15 protein-coding genes and 1 tRNA gene are annotated in these 18,199 nt (G+C 70.9%); 15 read left to right on the forward strand and 1 reads right to left on the reverse strand.

The features are described 5' to 3' along the window. Positions 1-276: 276 nt before the first annotated feature. Positions 277-348 (reverse strand) — tRNA-Arg (locus tag ACFYQ5_RS05525). Between the two features lie 126 nt (positions 349-474). Here ACFYQ5_RS05525 and ACFYQ5_RS05530 point away from each other — a divergent pair. The 15 genes from ACFYQ5_RS05530 (at position 475) to ACFYQ5_RS05600 (ending at position 18,050) form a co-directional block, all read left to right on the forward strand. Then, positions 475-957 carry a response regulator gene (locus tag ACFYQ5_RS05530; protein ID WP_389193494.1) on the forward strand — a complete coding sequence of 161 codons (483 nt, stop codon included), beginning with the start codon at positions 475-477 and terminating at the stop codon, positions 955-957. Between the two features lie 114 nt (positions 958-1,071). Beyond that, a complete protein-coding gene (gene nrtL / locus ACFYQ5_RS05535; protein WP_389193496.1) occupies positions 1,072-2,133 on the forward strand; it encodes an ArgS-related anticodon-binding protein NrtL in 1,062 nt (353 codons plus the stop codon). 24 nt (positions 2,134-2,157) lie between these two features. Next, a complete protein-coding gene (gene lysA, locus ACFYQ5_RS05540; RefSeq protein WP_389193499.1) occupies positions 2,158-3,549 on the forward strand; it encodes a diaminopimelate decarboxylase in 1,392 nt (463 codons plus the stop codon). Between the two features lie 95 nt (positions 3,550-3,644). Then, positions 3,645-5,000: a homoserine dehydrogenase gene (locus ACFYQ5_RS05545; protein WP_389193502.1), complete on the forward strand. Its 1,356-nt coding sequence runs from the start codon at positions 3,645-3,647 to the stop codon at positions 4,998-5,000. Positions 5,001-5,006: 6 nt separating this feature from the next. Further along, positions 5,007-6,077 (forward strand): threonine synthase, encoded by a 1,071-nt coding sequence (gene thrC, locus ACFYQ5_RS05550; protein ID WP_389193504.1) that lies wholly within the window; start codon positions 5,007-5,009, stop codon positions 6,075-6,077. A 264-nt stretch (positions 6,078-6,341) separates the two neighbouring features. Continuing rightward, positions 6,342-7,259, forward strand: a complete 918-nt coding sequence (gene thrB / locus ACFYQ5_RS05555; RefSeq protein WP_389193507.1) for a homoserine kinase — start codon at positions 6,342-6,344, stop codon at positions 7,257-7,259. Positions 7,260-7,648: 389 nt separating this feature from the next. Beyond that, the gene (gene rho / locus ACFYQ5_RS05560) at positions 7,649-9,700 is read left to right on the forward strand and encodes a transcription termination factor Rho (protein WP_389193510.1); all 2,052 of its coding nucleotides are present in this window, start codon (positions 7,649-7,651) and stop codon (positions 9,698-9,700) included. A 433-nt stretch (positions 9,701-10,133) separates the two neighbouring features. Beyond that, positions 10,134-11,237, forward strand: coding sequence for an LCP family protein (locus ACFYQ5_RS05565; RefSeq protein WP_389193513.1), 1,104 nt, complete (start codon positions 10,134-10,136; stop codon positions 11,235-11,237). A 190-nt stretch (positions 11,238-11,427) separates the two neighbouring features. Then, complete coding sequence (rpmE, locus tag ACFYQ5_RS05570) at positions 11,428-11,652, forward strand: 50S ribosomal protein L31 (RefSeq protein WP_351275551.1); 225 nt, start codon at positions 11,428-11,430, stop codon at positions 11,650-11,652. Positions 11,653-11,807: 155 nt separating this feature from the next. Beyond that, positions 11,808-12,884 (forward strand): peptide chain release factor 1, encoded by a 1,077-nt coding sequence (gene prfA / locus ACFYQ5_RS05575; protein ID WP_014154059.1) that lies wholly within the window; start codon positions 11,808-11,810, stop codon positions 12,882-12,884. A 51-nt stretch (positions 12,885-12,935) separates the two neighbouring features. Beyond that, positions 12,936-13,781 carry a peptide chain release factor N(5)-glutamine methyltransferase gene (gene prmC / locus ACFYQ5_RS05580; RefSeq protein ID WP_389193516.1) on the forward strand — a complete coding sequence of 282 codons (846 nt, stop codon included), beginning with the start codon at positions 12,936-12,938 and terminating at the stop codon, positions 13,779-13,781. Positions 13,782-13,848: 67 nt separating this feature from the next. Next, on the forward strand, positions 13,849-14,496 hold the full coding sequence (locus ACFYQ5_RS05585) for an L-threonylcarbamoyladenylate synthase (protein WP_389193519.1): 648 nt from the start codon (positions 13,849-13,851) through the stop codon (positions 14,494-14,496). Beyond that, on the forward strand, positions 14,493-15,134 hold the full coding sequence (locus ACFYQ5_RS05590; protein WP_359472758.1) for a protein-tyrosine-phosphatase: 642 nt from the start codon (positions 14,493-14,495) through the stop codon (positions 15,132-15,134). The genes ACFYQ5_RS05585 and ACFYQ5_RS05590 overlap by 4 nt, the downstream gene beginning before the upstream one ends. A 144-nt stretch (positions 15,135-15,278) precedes the next feature. Beyond that, entirely contained in the window at positions 15,279-16,568 is a 1,290-nt protein-coding gene (gene glyA, locus ACFYQ5_RS05595) for a serine hydroxymethyltransferase (protein WP_389193522.1), read from the forward strand. A 93-nt stretch (positions 16,569-16,661) separates the two neighbouring features. Next, on the forward strand, positions 16,662-18,050 hold the full coding sequence (locus tag ACFYQ5_RS05600) for an MraY family glycosyltransferase (RefSeq protein WP_389193525.1): 1,389 nt from the start codon (positions 16,662-16,664) through the stop codon (positions 18,048-18,050). The last annotated feature ends 149 nt before the right edge of the window (positions 18,051-18,199 follow it).

Genomic DNA, 18,199 nt, shown 5'->3' on the forward strand with positions numbered 1-18,199 from the left:
CACTCGTGCTGTCCTTCCCGCGTCCGTCCGCCCTCGGAGTGACGAACGCGCGCCGGGGTACGCGAGCGCGACGCGACGAGAGGAAGGCCGGCACGGCGTCGAGGAATACGGTGACGGGCCCCACGGTGTCATCGCCCGCTCCTGGAACGCACTCGCCACTCACTCGCGATCAGTGGTGGACAACGACAAAGAGCCGGACCCGGTGAGACCGGGTCCGGCTCTTGAAGTCTGGCACTTCGCCCGCTCAGCGACGTGATCGCGCTGTTCCGGCGGAAGTGCCCCCGGCAGGATTCGAACCTGCGCACCCGGCTCCGGAGGCCGATGCTCTATCCCCTGAGCTACGGGGGCGATGTCGCTGCGCTTGGCGGCGACGAGTGAAACCCTACCAGCTCCGACAGGGTGTCCGGGAACAGGTATTTCCGCGTCATCGGCACCCGCGCGAGACGTGCGTCGGCCATCCCCGCGGGGGCGGAAGTGGGCAAAACCCGGACGCAGCTCCCCCGCCCGACCTACCCTCGAAGGGTGTCAGGGGCGTACGGCCGCGTGCTTGTTGTCGACGACAACAAGGTCATCCGGCAGCTGATCAGGGTCAATCTCGAGCTGGAGGGCTTCGAGGTCGTGACCGCGGCCGATGGTGTCGAGTGCCTGGACCTGGTGCACGAGGTCTGTCCGGATGTGATCACTCTTGATGTGGTGATGCCCCGGCTCGACGGCATACAGACCGCGGCCCGGCTGCGCGCCGATCCGAGGACCGGGCACCTGCCGGTCGCCGTCATCAGCGCGTGCACGCCCCATGAAGTGGACTCCGGGGTGGCCGCCGGGGTCGACGCGTTCCTGGCGAAGCCCTTCGAGCCGAGCGAGCTGGTGCGCATGGTGCGCCGCCTCGTGCACCGGGAGGAACCCGCGCCGCTCGACGGCAGACACGGTGCGGGGACGGCCGGGAGCACGGCCGGCTGACGGCATGGCTGACCGTGCCCGCGACGGGGCCTCCGGCCGGGCCGGGACGGGATCGCTGCCCGTATGGCGAAACCGGTTGGCGAAGTGCCCCCCTTCCTCCCATACGCTGGTCCCGTGACCCCCGCAGATCTCTCCCGGACCGTGCTGCGCGCTGTGCGCCGCGCGGTCGACGAGGACGCCCTGCGCGCACCGGTGCCGGTGCGTGTGCGGGTCGAGCGGACACGGCCCGGCGGCAGCGGCGACTACGCCTGCGCCGTCGCCCTCCAGCTGGCCGGCCCCGCCGCGCTCCCGGCGCGGGACGTCGCCGCGCTGCTGCGGGACCGGGTCGTCGGCGCGCCCGGGATCGGACGGGTCGAGATCACCGGGCCAGGCTTCCTGAACTTCACGCTCGACGCCTCCGCCGAGGCCGAGGCCCGCGCGGCCCGTGTGCGCGAGGTGCGCGAGCTGGGCCGCAGGTACGGGCTGGTCACCACGGAGACCGGGCGCCTGCACCGCCTCCACCACCCCCGCGAGGTCCGGGCCGCTGTCCTCGCGCAGAGCGTGGCGCGCCTCCTGCGTACCCAGGGCGGTCAGGTGCTCGTCGGCTGCACCGAAGAGCCCGATTCCCACTGGGAGCAGCTGCGGGTCGAGGCCGGCCTGTTGCGCGGGAGCGAGGGCAGCTCCGAGATCCGCCCGGTCCCGGCCGGCGCCACCGCCGAGGCGCTGGTGGACCGCCTCGGACGCGACGCCGCGCTCTGGGGGCTGCAGCGGCCCGCTGCCCACGACCACGCGCCCCTGGGCGGCGACCTCCTCGTACAGGGTGAGGCCAACCCGTTCTTCCTGGTCCGCTACGGCCACGCCCGCGCCCGCGCGCTCACCCGCGAGGCGGAGCGGCTCGGCTTCTCCGCCGGATACGACGTCGACGTCGAGGCGCCCGCGCTGCACGCCGCGCTCGCCGACTACCCCGGCGTACTCGCCTCGGCCGCGCGCCACCACGCGCCGGACCGGGTGGCCCGGTACGTCGAGACCGTGGCGGACGCCTTCCTCGACTTCCTCGGCACGACCCCGGTGCTCCCCGTCGGCGACGAGAAACCCTCGGCCGCCCACCGCTCCCGGCTGGCCCTTGCCGAAGCCGCCGGGACGGTGCTCGCAGGCGGCCTGTCCCTGCTCGGCATCAGCGCGCCCGAACACCTCTGAGAACCGAGAGAGCAGAACAGAACGATGAGCCGATCCGCACACCCCGCCGGGCCCCGTCACGCCGACGTCCTTCCCGAGGGCCACTACACCGCCCCGGCCACCGACCTCAACGAGCTGGACGCGAAGGTCTGGTCCCGCACCGTCACCCGTGACGCGGACGGTGCCCTCACCGTCGGCGGTATCGAAGTCGCCCGGCTGGCGGAGGAGTTCGGCACCCCGGCGTACTTCCTGGACGAGTCCGACTTCCGCGCGCGCTGCCGTGCCTGGTCGGACGCCTTCGGGCCCGACGCCGACGTCTTCTACGCGGGCAAGGCCTTCTTGTCACGCGCCGTGGTGCGCTGGCTCCAGGAGGAGGGACTGAACCTCGACGTGTGCTCCGGCGGCGAGCTGGTCACGGCGCTCGACGCGGGGATGCCCGCCGAGCGCATCGCCTTCCACGGCAACAACAAGACCGCCGCCGAGATCGAGCGGGCCGTCGAGGCGGGCGTCGGGCGGATCGTGCTCGACTCCTTCCAGGAGATCGTCCGGGTCTCGCACATCGCCCAGCGGCTCGGCGTCCGCCAGCGTGTACAGATCCGTGTCACGGTCGGTGTCGAGGCCCACACCCACGAGTTCATCGCCACCGCGCACGAGGACCAGAAGTTCGGTATCGCGCTGGCGGACGGACAGGCGGCGGAGGCGGTCCGCAGGGCGCTCACCCTGGACGGCCTGGAACTCATCGGCATCCACTCGCACATCGGTTCGCAGATCTTCGACATGGCCGGCTTCGAGGTCTCCGCGCGGCGCGTCGTGCAGCTGCTCGCCGAGATCCGCGACGAGCACGGCGTCGAGCTCCCCGAGATCGACCTCGGCGGCGGCCTCGGTATCGCGTACACCTCCGACGACGACCCCCGCGAGCCGCACGAGATCGCCAAGGCGCTCTCCGACATCGTGACCCGGGAGTGCGACTCGGCCGGTCTGCGGACCCCGCGCATCTCCGTGGAGCCGGGCCGCGCGATCGTCGGTCCCACCGCGTTCACGCTGTACGAGGTCGGCACCATCAAGCCCCTCGAGGGCCTGCGGACGTACGTCAGCGTCGACGGCGGCATGTCGGACAACATCCGCACCGCGCTGTACGACGCCGAGTACAGCGTCTCGCTCGTCTCGCGCAGCTCCGAGGCCGAGCCCATGCTCGTACGCGTCGTCGGCAAGCACTGCGAGAGCGGTGACATCGTGGTCAAGGACGCGTTCCTGCCGTCCGACCTGGCCCCCGGTGACCTGATCGCGGTGCCGGCCACCGGCGCGTACTGCCGTTCCATGGCGAGCAACTACAACCACGCCCTGCGCCCGCCGGTCGTCGCCGTGCGCGACGGACAGGCGCGGGTCATCGTCCGGCGCGAGACGGAGGAAGATCTCCTGCGTCTCGATGTCGGCTGATGAAATTCACATCTCAAAATCCGGACGGGTGGCAGAAACCCCCGTCCGGTGAGTGAGACTGGTCCACACATCAGAAGTATGAGAAACGAGGTCGGATGATGCGTACGCGTCCGCTGAAGGTGGCGCTGCTGGGCTGTGGAGTGGTCGGCTCAGAGGTGGCGCGCATCATGACGACGCACGCCGACGACCTCGCCGCGCGCATCGGCGCGCCGGTCGAGCTCGCCGGTGTGGCCGTCCGCCGGCCCTCCAAGGTGCGGGAGGGCATCGACCCCGCGCTGATCACCACCGATGCGACCGCCCTGGTCGAACGGGGCGACATCGACGTCGTCATCGAGGTCATCGGAGGCATCGAGCCCGCCCGCACGCTCATCACGACCGCCTTCGAGCACGGCGCGGGCGTCGTCTCGGCCAACAAGGCACTGCTCGCCGAGGACGGCTCCGCGCTCCACGCCGCCGCAGAGAAACACGGCAGGGACCTCTACTACGAGGCGGCCGTGGCCGGCGCCATCCCGCTCGTACGGCCGCTGCGCGAGTCCCTCGCGGGGGACAAGGTCAACCGGGTGCTCGGCATCGTCAACGGCACGACCAACTTCATCCTCGACAAGATGGACACGAGTGGCGCCGGCTACTCCGAGGCGCTCGACGAGGCCACCGCCCTCGGGTACGCCGAGGCCGACCCGACCGCCGACGTCGAGGGCTTCGACGCCGCGGCGAAGGCCGCCATCCTCGCGGGGATCGCCTTCCACACCCGGGTGAAGATCGGCGAGGTGCACCGTGAGGGCATCACCGAGGTCACCGCCGCCGACATCGCCTCCGCCCGGCGCATGGGCTGCACCGTCAAGCTCCTCGCCATCTGCGAGCGCGCCGCCGACGGCAGGTCCGTCACCGCCAGGGTGCACCCCGCGATGATCCCGCTCAGCCACCCGCTGGCCTCCGTCCGTGAGGCGTACAACGCGGTGTTCGTCGAGGCCGAGGCGGCCGGTCAGCTGATGTTCTACGGTCCCGGCGCCGGCGGCGCCCCGACCGCGTCCGCGGTCCTGGGCGACCTGGTCGCCGTGTGCCGCAACATCATCGGCGAGACCACCGGCCCCGGTGAGTCCGCCTACACGCGTCTGCCGGTCAGCCCCATGGGCGATGTCGTCACGCGCTACCACATCAGTCTCGACGTGGCCGACAAGCCTGGCGTGCTCGCCCAGGTCGCGACGGTCTTCGCCGAACAGGGCGTATCCATCGATACGGTCCGACAGCAGAGCCGACCATCGGGCAGCGGCGACGGAGTTGCCATCGAGCAGGGTGGCGGCGGGCGACGGGCGGGCGGAGACGGCGAGGCATCCCTCGTCGTCGTCACCCACCGCGCGCCCGACGCGGCCCTCTCCGGGACCGTCGAAGCGCTGCGCAAGCTGGACACCGTGCGCGGTGTCGCCAGCATCATGCGTGTTGAAGGGGAGTAAGGACCCATGACCAGCAAGGGCACCCACCAGTGGCGCGGCATCATCGAGGAGTACCGAGACCGTCTTCCGGTCACGAGCTCCACGCCGGTCGTCACGCTCCGTGAGGGCGGTACGCCGCTCGTTCCGGCGCAGGTTCTCTCCGAGCGCACGGGCTGCGAGGTACACCTCAAGGTCGAGGGCGCCAACCCCACCGGGTCGTTCAAGGACCGCGGCATGACCATGGCGATCACCCGCGCCAAGGAGGAGGGCGCGCAGGCCGTCATCTGCGCCTCCACCGGCAACACCTCCGCCTCCGCCGCCGCGTACGCCGTGCGCGCGGGCATGGTCTGCGCCGTCCTCGTGCCGCAGGGCAAGATCGCGCTCGGCAAGATGGGGCAGGCGCTCGTCCACGGCGCGAAGATCCTCCAGGTCGACGGCAACTTCGACGACTGCCTGACCCTGGCCCGCAGCCTCTCGGACAACTACCCGGTGGCGCTGGTCAATTCGGTCAACCCGGTGCGCATCGAGGGTCAGAAGACCGCCGCGTTCGAGATCGTCGACGCGCTCGGCGACGCTCCCGACATCCACGTACTCCCGGTGGGCAACGCGGGCAACATCACGGCCTACTGGAAGGGTTACAAGGAGTACGCGGGAGACGGCATCTCCACGCACACCCCGCGCATGTGGGGCTTCCAGGCCTCCGGTTCCGCGCCGATCGTGCGCGGTGAGATCGTCAAGGACCCGGCGACCATCGCCACCGCGATCCGTATCGGCAACCCGGCGTCCTGGCAGTTCGCGCTGGACGCGCGGGACGAATCGGGCGGCTTCATAGACGAGGTGACGGATCGTCAGATCCTGTCCGCCTACCGCCTGCTGGCATCCCAGGAGGGCGTCTTCGTCGAGCCCGCCTCGGCCGCCTCCGTGGCCGGTCTGCTCAAGGCCGCCGAAGAGGGCAAGGTCGACCCCGGCCAGAAGATCGTCTGCACGGTCACCGGCAACGGGCTCAAGGACCCCGACTGGGCCGTCGCCGGCGCCCCGCAGCCGGTCACCGTCCCGGTCGACGCGGCGGCCGCGGCCGAGAAGCTGGGCCTCGCGTAGCGGCCCTCGCCGCAGCTCAACCGCCCTTCCCGGGGCGGAGAGCGCATGGGAGGTGTGCGACACGCATCGTGCGCCTCCCGTGCGCCCTGTGTCGCCACAGAACCTTCCTTCGATAAGCTGTACTCAACCCGCCCCGCCGCATCCGCCGCGGTGCAGCAGCCGTCGTGACTGCCGGGTCCCGCCCCCCCGCGCAACGGCACCCCACGTACGTCGAAGTACCCTGCACAAGATCCCCGCCGCCGTACAGGAAGAGTCGTCCAACCGATGGCCGGTCCCGCGTTCCGAGCCGCCGCCGTCCGGGTGCGCGTCCCCGCAACCAGTGCCAACCTGGGCCCGGGTTTCGACGCCCTCGGCCTCTCGCTGGGGCTCTACGACGACGTGGTCGTCCGGGTCGCCGATTCCGGGCTGCACATCGACATCGCGGGTGAGGGAGCCGAGACGCTGCCCCGCGACGAGAACCACCTGCTCGTCCGCTCCCTGCGCACGGCCTTCGACCTGCTCGGCGGACAGCCCCGCGGCCTGGAGATCGTCTGCGCCAACCGCATCCCGCACGGCCGTGGCCTCGGTTCCTCGTCCGCCGCCATCTGCGCCGGGATCGTCGCCGCCCGCGCCGTGACGACGGGCGGCGAGGCCCGTCTCGACGACGCCGCCCTGCTGGAGCTGGCCACCGAGATCGAGGGGCACCCCGACAACGTCGCCGCCTGTCTCCTCGGCGGATTCACCCTCGCCTGGATGGAGAGCGGAGCCGCCAGGGCGATCCGGATGGACCCCGCCGATTCCGTCGTTCCGGTGGTTTTCGTCCCGGCGACGCCGGTGCTCACCGAGACCGCGCGCGGCCTTCTGCCGCGCACCGTCCCCCATGTGGACGCCGCGGCCAACGCCGGCCGTGCGGCTCTGCTCGTCGAGGCCCTGACCAGGCGTCCCGAGCTGCTTCTCGCGGCCACGGAGGACCGGATCCACCAGGAATACCGAGGTCCCGCGATGCCGCAGAGCGTGGAGCTGGTGAACCGGCTGCGCGCCGACGGCGTCCCTGCTGTCATCTCGGGTGCGGGGCCCACCGTGCTCGCACTGACGGAAGAGGGTTCGGCAGACAAGGTCGCCCGGCTGGCGGGTGAGGGCTGGGCCGCGAACCGGCTCGCTCTCGACGCCACGGGTGCGAGCGTGTTGCCGCTCGCCGCGTAGTCCCACGTGATTGCCGGTGCATGAGAGGGGGAATGTTTGTTGGAGCCGGTAGTGTTAACCTCAAGTCAGCAATCGACGTCTTCGTGGCGCGTTGCTTCGTGTCCCGCTCCGGGACCACCACTCTTCCGGGAGCCTCCCCGACTGCCTGAGCAGCCTGCCTGAGCTTTCGAGCACGCTCCGGAACCGGCACGACACCCTCTCGCTCATCCAGGAGTGGGCCGAGCAGGGGGATGCTCGCGCCGGAACCCCGCACATTCGTCTCTCCGCCGTACCCGGCGGACCACCGCCCCGGCAAGGTCCGCGATCGACACGATCAACAGACCGCAGTCGGACAGCACAACCGGTCGCCGAGCCAGAAGGCCGACGTCCGCTCCAGGGAAGGACCCTTCGTGAGCGACACCACCGATCTGATGGGCGTGAGCGCCGACAAGAGCGTCGACAGCTCCGCGCCCGCCGAAGGTGCTGCCACTGGCACCACCGCACGGCGCCGCCGCTCCGGCACCGGCCTCGAGGGCATGGTCCTGGCCGAGCTGCAGCAGGTCGCGTCCGGCCTCGGCATCAGGGGAACCGCGCGGATGCGTAAGAGCCAGCTGATCGAGGTCATCAAGGAGGCGCAGGCCGGAGGATCCTCCGCGCCCGCCCCCAAGGCCGCCGCCTCCGCCGGTACGGACACCGGGAGCAAGCCGAAGCGACGCGCCACGTCGAAGACGCGCACCGGTGACGAGACCGCTGCCGCGCCGGCCACCGACGCCGCCCAGCAGCAGATCGACATCCCCGGGCAGCCGGCCAGCGACGAGCAGCCCACGGGTGAGCGCCGTCGTCGCCGGGCCACCGCGCAGGCGGGCAGCCCCGACACCAAGGCCGAGTCCAGGACGGAGGCCGAGCCGAAGACCGAGGCGAAGGCCGAGGTCCGCCAGGACCGCACCGAAGAGCGCGGCGAGGCGAAGGCCGACGCGAAGGCCGAGTCCGCCACGGACACCGCCGAGGGCCGTCGGGGCGACCGCCAGGACGGCCGCCGCGGCGACCGCCAGGACCGCGGCGACCGCCGGGACCGCCAGCGCGACCGCCGGGGCAAGGGCGACGACCAGGGCCAGCAGGGCGGCGGACGCCGTCAGGGCCAGCAGGGCGGCGGCCAGAACCAGGGCCAGGGCCAGCAGGGCCAGGGTCAGCAGGGCGGCGGCGGCCAGCAGGACGACGGTTACGACGACGAGGGTGGCCGCCGTGGCCGCAGGGGCCGCTACCGCGACCGCCGTGGCCGTCGTGGCCGCGACGACTTCGCGACCGATGTCCAGGTGGCCGACGACGACGTCCTGATCCCCGTCGCGGGCATCCTCGACATCCTCGACAACTACGCGTTCATCCGGACCTCCGGTTACCTGCCGGGCCCGAACGACGTGTACGTCTCGCTCGCCCAGGTCCGCAAGAACGGCCTGCGCAAGGGTGACCACGTCACCGGTGCGGTGCGCCAGCCCAAGGACGGCGAGCGCCGCGAGAAGTTCAACGCGCTGGTCCGTCTCGACTCCGTCAACGGCATGGCGCCGGAGTCCGGCCGCGGCCGTCCCGAGTTCCAGAAGCTGACCCCGCTGTACCCGCAGGACAGGCTCCGTCTGGAGACCGACTCCAATGTCCTGACCACCCGGATCATCGACCTGGTCGCACCGATCGGCAAGGGCCAGCGAGGCCTGATCGTGGCCCCGCCGAAGACCGGTAAGACCATGATCCTGCAGGCCATCGCCAACGCGATCACGGTCAACAGCCCCGAGTGCCACCTGATGGTCGTCCTGGTCGACGAGCGTCCGGAAGAGGTCACCGACATGCAGCGGTCGGTGAAGGGCGAGGTCATCTCCTCGACCTTCGACCGCCCCGCCGAGGACCACACCACGGTCGCCGAGCTCGCCATCGAGCGCGCGAAGCGCCTCGTGGAGCTGGGCCACGACGTGGTCGTCCTGCTGGACTCGATCACCCGTCTGGGCCGCGCCTACAACCTGGCGGCACCGGCTTCCGGCCGCATCCTGTCCGGTGGTGTCGACTCGACCGCGCTGTACCCGCCGAAGCGCTTCTTCGGTGCCGCGCGCAACATCGAGGACGGCGGCTCGCTGACCATCCTGGCCACCGCGCTCGTCGAGACCGGCTCGCGCATGGACGAGGTGATCTTCGAGGAGTTCAAGGGCACCGGCAACATGGAGCTCAAGCTCGACCGGAAGCTCTCGGACAAGCGCATCTTCCCGGCGGTGGACGTCGACGCGTCCAGCACCCGCAAGGAAGAGATCCTGCTCGGCACGGATGAGCTGGCCGTCGTCTGGAAGCTGCGCCGGGTGCTTCACGCCCTCGACCAGCAGCAGGCGATCGAGCTGTTGCTGGACCGCATGAAGAAGACGCAGTCCAACGCGGAGTTCCTGCTCCAGATCCAGAAGACGACCCCGGGTAACGGCAACGACTGACGTCGCCGAGTCGCCCCATGAACTGATGCCCCGTCACGAGACTGTGACGGGGCGTCAGTCGTCTGTGGGCGCAGACGAGTTGTGTCTGCCGCCCGAGCGGCGGAGGGTCGGTCGAGGGAAACGCGCGACGCGGCGACGCACCGTGGCGAAGCCCGGGCTGTGCCACGGCGGTGCCGCGTCCCCGGGTGCGATGTTCGCCACACGGGGCAGGTGCCGCACCGGCTGGAGCAGCTGGGGCCTGTTCGGCCGAAACGCCAGATGAGCGCCGGTTTGCCGGCCCGCTCACCCGCTTCTTCCGAGGCCTCCGTCACCGGACGGGGTCCTCAGGTCGTTGTGCGAGGCTGCAGGATGCTCCGGCGCCCCACCGAGTGACGCCGGACCACGCCCGTGCACCACGGCAGGGGGTCGGAGCGAGAAGCGGAAGAGGGAGCGCATGAGCGAGCAGAGCAGCGGTGCCGGCCGCATACGCGGCACCGGCAGCCGCCGGAGGAAGCCGCCCCGGGGGCGCCGGGTGAAGAGGATCGCCCTGTGGGGCGCGGCCGCCCTGGTGGTCGTCGGGGGATCCGGGCTCGGTTACGCCTACTTCACGCTCAACGGGAACCTGAAGGGCGTCGACATCGACGCCGCCCTGGGAGCCGAGCGCCCCGACGACGTCGACAACGGCTCGCAGGACATCCTGGTGCTGGGATCGGACTCCCGCTCCGGCGCCAACGCGAAGTACGGCGTCGACGAGGGCTCCGCCCGGGCGGACACCGCGATGGTCGTCCACGTCGACGAGGGCCACACCTCGGCGAGCGTGGTCTCCGTCCCACGGGACACCCTCGTGGACCGTCCCGCCTGCACGAGCGACACGACCGGTGAGCAGGTCGGCGCCGAGCGGGAGGCGATGTTCAACACGGCGTACGCGGTCGGCGGGCCGGCCTGTGCCGTGAAGACCGTCGAGGCCATGTCCGGTATCCGCATGGACCACTACCTCGAGGTCGACTTCACCGGGTTCAGGAAGCTCATCGACGAGCTGGGCGGCGTGAAGATCACCACCTCGCAGGCGATCGACGACCCCAACAGCCATCTCGCGCTGAAGGCCGGCACCCACACCCTGAGCGGGGAGCAGTCGCTCGGACTCGTCCGTACGCGGGAGAGCGTCGGTGACGGCAGCGACCTGGGCCGGATACAGCTCCAGCAGGCGTTCGTGAAGGCGCTGATGGACCAGGCGAAGAGCGTCGGGGTGTTCTCGAACCCGCAGAAGCTGTTCGGCCTGGCCGACGCCGCGACGAAGGCCGTCACCACCGACTCCGGGCTGGCCTCCGTCAAGAAGCTCACGAGCTTCGCGAACGGGCTCAAGGGCCTCGGCTCGAAGAACGTCGACATGGTCACCCTGCCCGTGGAGTACGACCGGAACGACCCGAACCGGGTACTGCCCCAGGAGAAGGCCGGCCGGCAGGTCTGGGCGGCGCTCAAGCAGGACGAGCCGATCCCGGCGTCCGCCACGGCGAACTCGGCCGGCGACAAGGGCGGGGCGGGCGAGGTCGTGGGGTGAACTGCCCCTCAGCGGCACCTTCCGTCACCGCCAGGTCGCGGAACGTTCCCCGTACGCATGGGGAATACACCCGGCCGAGTCCTCGTTTTGGGAGATACGGCCGGTCCTGGCAGACTGGTACGTCGGCCCCGGTTCACGGACGCGCAATCCGCGCGAACGACCCGGAGCCCTCCCGAACCTAGGAGACACCTTGAAGCGCGAGATTCACCCCGAGTACGTCGAGACGCAGGTCAGCTGCACCTGTGGTGCGTCGTTCACCACCCGGAGCACCCTTGAGGGCGGCGCCATCCGCGCCGACGTCTGCTCCGAGTGCCACCCGTTCTACACGGGCAAGCAGAAGATCCTCGACACCGGCGGCCGCGTGGCCCGCTTCGAGGCCCGCTTCGGCAAGGCCGCCGGCTCCGCCAGCAAGTAGCGAGCCACTGCGCCGGTTCCCGACGCCCTCCAGCGGGGCGCCGGGACCGGCGTTTTTTCCGGCTGTGCGGCCGGACGCGCCTCCGGGGTGCGGCACCGGAAGCACACCGTCCAGCAGGCCCGCAGACGTATGACGCAGAAACCAGGAGCCCGAAGATGTTCGAGGCGGTCGAGGAACTGATCGGCGAGCACGCCGATCTCGAGAAGAAGCTCGCCGACCCGTCGGTCCACGCCGACCAGGCCAACGCGCGCAAGCTCAACAAGCGCTACGCGGAGCTGACCCCGATCGTCTCCACCTACCGGTCCTGGAAGCAGACCGGCGACGACATCGGGACCGCCCGCGAATTCGCGGCCGACGACCCGGACTTCGCCGCCGAGGTCAAGGTGCTGGAGAAGCAGCGCGAGGAGATCACCGAGAAGCTCCGCCTCCTCCTGGTCCCGCGTGACCCCAGCGACGACAAGGACGTGCTCCTGGAGATCAAGGCGGGCGCGGGCGGCGACGAGTCCGCCCTGTTCGCCGGCGATCTGCTGCGCATGTACCTGCGCTACGCCGAGCGCGTCGGCTGGAAGACCGAGATCATCGACTCCACCGAGTCCGAGCTCGGCGGCTACAAGGACGTCCAGGTCGCCGTGAAGACCAAGGGCGGCAACGGGGCCACCGAGCCCGGTCAGGGCGTCTGGGCGCGGATGAAGTACGAGGGCGGCGTGCACCGTGTGCAGCGCGTGCCCTCCACCGAGTCGCAGGGCCGTATCCACACCTCCGCGGCCGGCGTGCTCGTCACGCCCGAGGCGGAGGAGGTCGACGTGGAGATCCACGCCAACGACCTGCGCATCGACGTCTACCGCTCCTCCGGCCCCGGCGGCCAGTCCGTCAACACCACGGACTCCGCCGTGCGCATCACGCACCTGCCGACCGGTGTCGTCGCCTCCTGCCAGAACGAGAAGAGCCAGCTCCAGAACAAGGAGCAGGCCATGCGCATCCTGCGGTCCCGGCTGCTGGCCGCCGCCCAGGAGGCCGCCGAGCAGGAAGCCTCCGACGTACGCCGCAGCCAGGTGCGCACCGTGGACCGCTCCGAGAAGATCCGGACGTACAACTTCCCGGAAAACCGGATCTCGGACCACCGCGTCGGCTTCAAGGCGTACAACTTGGACCAGGTCCTCGACGGTGACCTCGACGCCGTCATCCAGGCCTGTGTCGACGCCGACTCGGCCGCCAAGCTCGCCGCCGCCTGAGGCGCGTACGCCCCGTCCCGCCCCGCTCGTGAACCCGTACGGAGAACCGCGATGAACCTGCTGCTCGCCGAGGTGGCCCAGGCCACCCAGCGGCTGGCCGACGCCGGTGTCCCCTCGCCGCGCTTCGACGCCGAGGAACTCGCCGCGTTCGTACACGGCGTCAAGCGGGGCGAGCTGCACCATGTGCCGGACGCCGATTTCGACGCCCGTTACTGGGAGACGATCGCCCGCCGCGAGGCCCGGGAGCCGCTCCAGCACATCACCGGCCGCGCCTTCTTCCGCTACCTGGAACTCCAGGTCGGCCCCGGTGTCTTCGTGCCCCGCCCTGAGACCGAGTCCGTCGTCGGCTGGGCGATAGACGCGGTCCGCGCGATGGACGTCGTCGAACCGCTGATCGTCGACCTGTGCACCGGATCGGGCGCGATCGCGCTCGCCATGGCGCAGGAGGTGCCGCGTTCGCGTGTGCACGGCGTGGAGCTGTCCGAGGACGCCCTGCAGTGGACGCGGAAGAACGCCGAGGGGTCCAGGGTCACCGTCCACCGCGGAGACGCCCTGAGCGCCCTTCCCGAGCTCGACGGCCAGGTCGACCTGGTCATCTCCAACCCGCCCTACATCCCGCTCACCGAGTGGGAGTACGTGGCGCCGGAGGCACGCGACCACGACCCCCAGATGGCGCTCTTCTCCGGCGAGGACGGCCTCGACACCATCCGCGGCATCGAACGCACCGCGCACCGTCTGCTCCGCCCCGGCGGGCTCGTCGTCATCGAGCACGCCGACACGCAGGGCGGCCAGGTGCCGTGGATCTTCACCGAGGAGCGGGGCTGGGCCGACGCGGCCGACCACCCCGACCTGAACAACCGGCCCCGGTTCGCGACGGCCCGCAAGGCCATGCCGTGACCACCGGGACACCGGCACCGCACGATCCCTACCCGCCAGACCCGTACATGTCCGAGGAGGCCGGCTGATGGCACGGCGATACGACTGCAACGACGCGACCGACCGTACGACCGGCCTGCGTGAAGCCGCGTCCGCCGTCCGCCGCGGCGAACTGGTCGTGCTGCCCACCGACACCGTGTACGGGATCGGTGCGGACGCCTTCAGCTCGGAGGGCGTCGCCGACCTGCTCGACGCCAAGGGGCGCGGCCGCAACATGCCGACCCCGGTCCTGATCGGCTCCCCGAACACCCTGCACGGCCTGGTCACCGACTTCTCCGAGCAGGCCTGGGAGCTCGTCGACGCGTTCTGGCCCGGCGCGCTCACCCTCGTCGCCAAGCACCAGCCGTCGCTGCAGTGGGACCTCGGCGACACCCGTGGCACCGTCGCCATCCGGATGCCCCTGCACCCGGTCGCCATCGAGCTCCTCACGGAGGTCGGCCCGATGGCCGTCTCCAGTGCCAACCTCACCGGACACCCCTCGCCCGAGGACTGCGACGCCGCCCAGGACATGCTCGGCGACAGCGTCTCCGTCTACCTCGACGGCGGTCCGACCCCCGGCATCGTCCCGTCCTCCATCGTCGACGTCACCGGCAAGATCCCGGTCCTGCTGCGGGCGGGCGCTCTCTCGGTCGAGGAACTCCGCAAGGTGGTACCCGACCTCGAGGTGGCCAATTGACCGCCCCTGAGGGGCGTGGCATAGCGGGTCGGTACGACACCTTCCGCATCCTCCACGTCAGCACCGGCAACGTCTGCCGCTCACCCATCACCGAGCGGCTGACCCGTCATGCCCTCGTGGACCGCCTCGGAGACCCGCTCAGCGGCGGCCTCATCGTGGAGAGCGCCGGCACCTGGGGGCACGAGGGCGCGCCCATGGAGGCCAACGCCGAGGTCGTCCTCGCCGACTTCGGCGCCGACGCCACCGGCTTCGTCGGCCGTGAGCTCCTGGACGAGCACGTGATCCGCGCCGACCTGGTGCTCACCGCCACCCGGGACCACCGCGCCCAGGTGATCTCCATGGGCCACTCGGCGGGCCTGCGGACCTTCACGCTCAAGGAGTTCACCCGGCTGGTGCGGGCCATTGACCCCGCCACGCTGCCCGACGCCCGCGAGGAGGGCGTCGTCGAGCGTGCCCGCGCCCTGGTGCGCGCCGCGGCCGCCCTGCGCGGCTGGCTGCTGGCCCCGACCGCCGACGCGGACGAGGTCTACGACCCGTACGGCGCCCCGATCACCTTCTTCCGCTCCATCGGCGACGAGATCAGCCAGGCGCTCGATCCCGTCATGACCGCACTGACCGGAGTGAACGCCCCGCACTGAGGGCTCGCGTACCGGATGGCCCGGAAGGCCCCGCACAGGGTGCGCCGACCGGCGTAGAGGGGCGCCCGGCAGCGGGCAGGCGGCCCGGGGCGGGCCTACATTGGATCTGACGCCACGCACCCCCTCCAGGCCCGGAGCCGTCAGATGCCGGTCACCACTCCAGCCGCACGCGCGGCCGCGCCACCGCCCTCCCCGCCCGGCACCGCCGTGCCGCAGGACTTCGGCGCCCTGCTCCGCCAGGACCCGGAGATCGGCGGGATCCTGCTGGCCGAGGCGGGGCGGCAGTCCAGCACCCTCCAGCTCATCGCCGCCGAGAACTTCACCTCGCCCGCGGTCCTCGCCGCTCTCGGCTCCCCGCTCGCCAACAAGTACGCCGAGGGCTACCCCGGAGCCCGTCACCACGGCGGCTGCGAGCAGGCCGACGCCGCGGAACGCGTAGCGGTCCGGCGGGCCATGTCACTGTTCGGCGCCGAACACGCCAACGTCCAGCCGCACTCCGGCTCCTCGGCCGTCCTCGCCGCCTACGCCGCGCTGCTGCGCCCCGGTGACACGGTGCTGGCCATGGGACTCCCGTCCGGCGGGCACCTCACCCACGGAGCACCGGGGAACTTCTCCGGACGCTGGTTCGAGTTCGCCGGTTACGGCGTCGACCCCGACAGCGGGATCGTCGACTACGCGCAGGTGCGCGCCCTGGCCCGCGCCCGGCGCCCCAAGGCGATCGTCTGCGGCTCGATCTCGTACCCCCGCCACCTCGACTACGAGCAGTTCCGGGACATCGCCGACGAGGTGGGCGCGTATCTGATCGCGGACGCCGCCCACCCGATGGGGCTGATCGCCGGGGGAGCGGCCCCCAGCCCGGTGCCGTACGCGGACGTGGTGTGCGCGACCACCCACAAGGTGCTGCGCGGACCGCGCGGCGGCATGATCCTGTGCGGCGTCGAGCTGGCGGAGCGGATCGACCGCGCCGTGTTCCCCTTCACCCAGGGCGGCGCCCAGATGCACACGGTCGCGGCGAAGGCCGTCGCGTTCGGCGAGGCGGCGACCCCGGCGTACGCGGTCTACGCCCACCGGGTCGTCGCCCATGCCCGCGTCCTGGCGGCCGCTCTCGAATCCGAGGGCTTCGAGATCACCACGGGCGGTACGGACACCCACATCGTCGTCGCGGACCCCGGTCCGCTCGGCATCGACGGCCGCACCGCCCGCGACCGGCTCATGGCCGCCGGGATGGTCCTGGACACCTGTGCCCTGCCGTACGGTGACGCGCGCGGGATCCGGCTCGGCACCGCGGCCGTCACCACCCAGGGCATGGACGAGGACGACATGGTGCGGATCGCCGCGCTGTTCGGCGCGGCCGTGCGCGAGGAGCGCGACCCGGGACTGCTGCGGGCGGACGTACGCGGGCTGGCCGAGCGCAATCCGCCGTATCCGGGGTAGGCGGTGTGGATGACGTATGTGCAACCAACACCCGTGGCTCGGTGTCCTTGTTCTTGAGACTAGGGTGTGGGGCTGAGATGGCCGGCGAATTCTGTGGGGCAGCCCGTGCGTGATTACCTGCTGACGCTCTGTGTCACGGCCGCAGTTACCTATCTGCTGACCGGACCGGTGCGGAAGTTCGCCATCGCGGTCGGGGCGATGCCCGCGATCCGTGCGCGTGACGTACACCGAGAACCGACACCCCGGCTCGGTGGCATCGCCATGTTCGGCGGACTGTGCGCGGGGCTGATCGTCGCGGACCACCTGTTCAACCTGAACGGCGTCTTCGAGCTCTCCAACGAACCCAGGGCACTGCTGTCCGGCGCCGCCCTGATCTGGCTGATCGGCGTCCTGGACGACAAGTTCGAGATCGACGCGCTGATCAAGCTCGGCGGGCAGATGATCGCCGCCGCGGTCATGGTCATCCAGGGTCTGACGATCCTGTGGCTTCCCATCCCCGGTCTGGGTACCGTCGCGCTCACCCAGTGGCAGGGCACACTGCTCACGGTCGCGCTGGTCGTCATCACCATCAACGCGGTCAACTTCGTCGACGGCCTGGACGGCCTCGCGGCGGGCATGGTCTGCATCGCGTCCGCGGCGTTCTTCCTGTACACCTACCGCCTCTGGTACGGGTACGGGATCGAGGCCGCCGCCCCCGCGACGCTCTTCGCCGCGATCCTGATGGGCATGTGCCTCGGCTTCCTGCCGCACAACATGCACCCGGCCCGGATCTTCATGGGCGACTCCGGATCGATGCTGATCGGCCTGGTGCTGGCGGCAGGCGCGATCTCGGTCACCGGCCAGGTCGACCCGGACGCGATGAAGCTCTTCGAGGGCAGTGAGCGGCAGGCGACCCACGCGATGCTGCCGGTCTTCATCCCGCTGCTGCTGCCCCTGACGATCATCGCGATCCCGGCCGCCGACCTGATCCTCGCGATCGTGCGGCGTACCTGGAACGGCCAGTCGCCCTTCGCGGCCGACCGTGGTCACCTGCACCACCGGCTGCTGGAGATCGGGCACTCGCACAGCAGGTCCGTGCTGATCATGTACTTCTGGTCCGCGCTGATCGCGTTCGGCGCCGTCGGCTACTCCGTGCACTCGGCGTCGCTGTGGATCGTGCTGGTGATCGTGGGTCTCAGCGCCGTGGGCCTGGTCCTGCTGCTCATGCCGCGCTTCACTCCGAGGGCCCCGAGGTGGGCCCAGCGGATCGTGCCGCCGCGTTACCGGCGTCGTGCCACGGAGCAGGATTCCGTCCTCCCGTACGAGGAGAAGCCGGCGCCCGTGGCCTGCGAGGCCCGACAGGGCTCGGCAGACGCTCAGACGGGCGAAGAGGCTGCCGGACGGGCTCCCGTGGCGGTCGGAGTGTCCGGCGTCAACGGCGCTACCGCGATCAGCGCTCGTTCGCGGTTCCCGGATCGCCGCTCGATCGACTCCTCGCGCTGACGATTCGGAACTCGCGTTGCATTACCAGACATTTCTCCGCCTTGTCGTGCACACACGCGCGGACTAACCCTCACGTGTGACAGTTGGCACACCTTCGAGGTAAAGACCTCATCAAATAGTTTGTGATACCGTTCACGAGACCCGGTGAC

It is taken from the genome of Streptomyces sp. NPDC005794, assembly GCF_042871445.1.
In the GTDB taxonomy this organism is placed as follows: Bacteria; Actinomycetota; Actinomycetes; order Streptomycetales; family Streptomycetaceae; genus Streptomyces.